This window comes from Caldithrix sp. (assembly GCF_056497305.1).
This window is the reverse complement of the sequence record NZ_JBSMDE010000124.1, coordinates 1-3,759: the sequence shown is the minus strand read 5'-3', so window position 1 is coordinate 3,759 and position 3,759 is coordinate 1. Positions and strand designations below refer to the sequence as shown.

General features: G+C 41.8%; 4 protein-coding genes and 2 tRNA genes. 5 read left to right on the top strand and 1 reads right to left on the bottom strand.

Annotated elements, in window-relative coordinates; translation table 11 throughout:
- Positions 1 to 621: 621 nt before the first annotated feature.
- From ACWB0I_RS10355 to ACWB0I_RS10335, 5 genes are all read left to right on the top strand, one after another.
- On the top strand, positions 622 to 861 hold the full coding sequence (locus tag ACWB0I_RS10355; protein WP_479387987.1) for a DUF4404 family protein: 240 nt from the start codon (positions 622 to 624) through the stop codon (positions 859 to 861).
- Positions 862 to 905: 44 nt separating this feature from the next.
- Positions 906 to 979 (top strand) — tRNA-Pro (locus ACWB0I_RS10350).
- 102 nt (positions 980 to 1,081) lie between these two features.
- Positions 1,082 to 1,768 carry a glycosyltransferase family 2 protein gene (locus tag ACWB0I_RS10345; RefSeq protein WP_479387986.1) on the top strand — a complete coding sequence of 229 codons (687 nt, stop codon included), beginning with the start codon at positions 1,082 to 1,084 and terminating at the stop codon, positions 1,766 to 1,768.
- Complete coding sequence (locus ACWB0I_RS10340) at positions 1,765 to 2,400, top strand: protein-L-isoaspartate(D-aspartate) O-methyltransferase (RefSeq protein ID WP_479387985.1); 636 nt, start codon at positions 1,765 to 1,767, stop codon at positions 2,398 to 2,400. Before ACWB0I_RS10345 ends, ACWB0I_RS10340 begins: the two co-directional genes overlap by 4 nt.
- Positions 2,394 to 3,026 carry a YqaA family protein gene (locus ACWB0I_RS10335; protein ID WP_479387984.1) on the top strand — a complete coding sequence of 211 codons (633 nt, stop codon included), beginning with the start codon at positions 2,394 to 2,396 and terminating at the stop codon, positions 3,024 to 3,026. The genes ACWB0I_RS10340 and ACWB0I_RS10335 overlap by 7 nt, the downstream gene beginning before the upstream one ends.
- Before the next feature lie 512 nt (positions 3,027 to 3,538).
- Here ACWB0I_RS10335 and ACWB0I_RS10330 read toward each other — a convergent pair.
- A tRNA-Pro gene (locus ACWB0I_RS10330) sits at positions 3,539 to 3,612 on the bottom strand.
- Positions 3,613 to 3,759: the final 147 nt, after the last annotated feature.

The following is a 3,759-nucleotide window of genomic DNA, read 5'->3' as shown; positions in this document are numbered from 1 at the left end:
CAATTATATTTCGCGCAGATTTAGCAGATATTCGCAGAAATAATTTAAACCAATTCTTCAACACGTCCTCCCTAAAACAGCATTAAAATTTTCGCATCCCGCTAAGCGGGATTATAAGTTTTGAAGGAAGTATTCTAATCCCACCAAAGCGGGATGCGAAAATTCTTGTGCTGCATTCTTACTAAGCTTTCCCAAAAGTTAAAGTAGATTAACATTTAAAAATCAAAATTTACATTGTAAAGATTATAACTCCCTGTTCTCTTTTTTAAAGGGAACAGGGCCGGGGGGATGGGTTTTAAAATAAAAACTCCCTTTAAATGCTTCGCCCTCACAAAGTCGCGGATTGAAGCACGAGTTACATTGCTCTTTCGAATGGTCTGCCAATGTAAGGGATTCTCAGAATGACATACCGGCACAGGCCTTCACCTCCAGGGCACAAATTGTCTCTTTGAAAAATAATTCGTAATTCGTAATTTTTAATTAAATTTAATTTTTTGAGTCCTTTGTGGTTTTTTAAAACTTGCGACTTTGCTGCTTTAGAAATTAGAAATAAGGAGAGCCCAGGAAACTTAAAATGTTCTGCGAAGTTTAATGGACAAAACAACAAAAAACGGGGGAGATATGCCACAGAAAAAAGTAAAAAAGCTGGCATCTGAATTAAGGAAGAAGGTTCCGCAGGAGATTGAAGGCAAGGAAAAGGTCGAGCAATTGCTCGATGATCTGGAGAGTGAAGATTTAGCTCGGTTAAAAAAAGCTGTGAAAGTAATTCCACAATTTATTACAAAATTTGAAACTGAGCATCCTAAATTGGCCGAATCTTTAAATGAGATCATGGTCATTTTGAGCAATATGGGTATTTAAAAATTTGCATGGCAAAATAGCAATAATTAAATTTGGATATCAATCGGAGCGTGGCGCAGCCTGGTAGCGCACTTGAATGGGGTTCAAGGGGTCGCAGGTTCAAATCCTGTCGCTCCGACCGGAAAGGGGATTGAAAACAATCCCCTTTCTTATTTATGATGTTTTTGTTACTGATGGTTTAGGCCTTTTCCGTAATACAAGATTTACAGATGGGAACCGAATGCCGGTGCAATATGATATTGTCATTCCAGCTTACAACGCTCATAAAAATTTACCCCTGCTATTACAACAACTGGAACATCTTCCTTATCCTCCGGAAACGGTTGTGATTGTTGATGATGGTTCTCAACCGGCCTATTCTTTTACCGAGTCTTATCGCTTTAAGATTCATTTGATTCGGCTACAGAAAAACAGTGGAAAAGGAAAGGCCCTGAAGGCAGGCATCGAATTATTTCTAAACGCAGGTCGGACGCCGTACATTTTATTCATGGACGCGGACGGACAGCATCCGGTTTCCAGTATCAGCGACTTTTTGAAGGGCATGCAGGAAGAACAATTTGACGTTTTGATCGGCAATCGTGTGCAACGTATTGGAAATATGCCGGCATTACGAATCTTTTCCAACACGATCTCTTCACTGATTGTCTCCTGGGTTACGGGTCAGCGGATTGCGGACAGTCAGTGTGGCTTTCGCCTGTTGAAACGCGAGGTTGTAGAACGCATTGATTTGCAGGAAGAGGGCTTTCAGATTGAAACGGAATTCATAATTAAAGCAATAAGAAATGGTTTTAAGATTGGCTTCGTGTCCATCCCAACTATTTACAACGGGCACAAATCGTACATTAGACATATTAACGATACGCTGCGATTTGTTCAGATTGTAGTAAAGGAATTACTCAGCCGATGATGTATGAAAAACAAATAGAGAAATTAATACAGCGCTTGCGAAATAACGGCATACACGATGAAACGGTTTTAAGGGCGATCCAAAAAGTGCCCCGCCATCGGTTTGTGGCCCGGGGCTTGGAGCTTCAGGCCTACGAAGACAAAGCCCTACCCATAGGCTATGGTCAAACGATCTCCCATCCCTCAACCGTGGCCCAGATGACTCAGGCTTTACAAATAAAAGCAGGAGATAAAGTACTGGAGATCGGAACCGGTTCAGGGTATCAGGCCGCTATTTTATGCGCCATGGGCTGCCAGGTGTTCACCATAGAAACGGTACGTCCCTTAGCTATTCAGGCAGAACAACGCTTAAAAGAATTAAATTACACCTATCGCTTTGTTCTTAAAATTGGCGATGGTTCTAAAGGTTGGCCGGAAAAGGCCCCGTTTGATGCCATTTTGCTTACCGCGGCTTCGCCCACCAGGCCCCGGCATTTGTTTGAACAATTAGCAGAGGAGGGAAGACTGATTGCCCCGGTAGGAAATCATGAAAATCAGGTTTTAATGCTTTTTGTTAAAAACGGAAAGCAGATTGAGGAGAAAATTCTCACCGAATTACGTTTTGTACCACTTAAAGGAGTGCATGGATGGTAAAAGGCAAATGGAACGACTGGCTCAGAGCATTTTACGATTGGTTGATGCACTGGGGAGATACACGTTACGCCGGACTGGTTCTTTTTCTGTGGGCGATGGCGGAATCTTCTTTCTTTCCCATTCCACCGGACGCTTTTTTGATCGCTCTGGTATTGGGAGCCCGACGAAAGGCCTGGAGATTTGCCCTGTTGGCTTCCATTGCCTCAGTCATTGGCGGTATGATCGGTTACGGGATTGGTCACTGGATGTGGTGGGATGGCACCGATATCTATTCACAGATCGCCCATTTCTTTTTTAACCATATTCCAGGATTCAGCGAACATCAATTTGTGAATGTTCGTCAGTTGTACGAAAAATGGAATTTTTGGGTTGTTTTTACAGCAGGTTTTACGCCCATTCCTTACAAAGTGATAACCATTTCTGCCGGCGCTTTTAAGATTAATTTTCCTATTTTCTTAATTGCTTCCGGAATCAGTCGCTCGGCCCGTTTTTTTCTGGTCACCTGGCTACTGTGGTACTTTGGAGAACCCATCCGCCATTTTATTGAAAAATATTTAGGCTGGCTAAGCATCGCCTTTGTACTGCTATTGATTGGTGGTTTTTTGCTGATCAAATATTCGTTATGATCAGCCGCAAGATGAACAGGTCTGGAAAAGATGAATTACGAATTATTGTAAACGTAGTGACTGTTCTAACAAAATCCGAATTTAGAATTTTTTTTGAAACTGCGGATTGTGTAAAGGAGGATGTCATCTGCCGAGTGTCATTCTGAATTTCCGCTTTAGCGGGATGAAGAATCCCTTGCACTTGCGGATAATGCGTAAGTGCAACGTAACTCGAGCTTCAGCTCGAACCTTGTGTAATAGCGAATAAGGCAACAAGCGCAGGCATTAAGCCTGCGTTTACCAACTGAATGAATTTCCCCCTCGCCCAGAATTTTTGGTACAGTCCATTCGACCATTCAATAAATCAACAATTCAACAGTTTTATTTCCTCACACAGCACAAAAATTTTTGCATCCCGCTGTGGCGAGAATAGATCTTTTGAAGAAAGTATTCTAAAGCATTTAATTTTTTGAATGAAGTATCCTGCTGAATCTTTTTACCATGGAAATTAGAGTTTTAAAGGAAGGAAAGAGTCGGGGCGAGAGGATTTGAACCTCCGACCTTACGGTCCCGAACCGCACGCGCTGCCAGACTGCGCTACGCCCCGATTGAAGAATCCAAATTTATCGAAATATTTTTACAGAGTCAAATAGAAAATGGTCATTGAGAACAAAAACAATAAACACACCCTATTTGTCAAAACTACAATTAGGATAGCTGCCGCAAAATCAAACGTTTCTGAAAATTTTCTTGT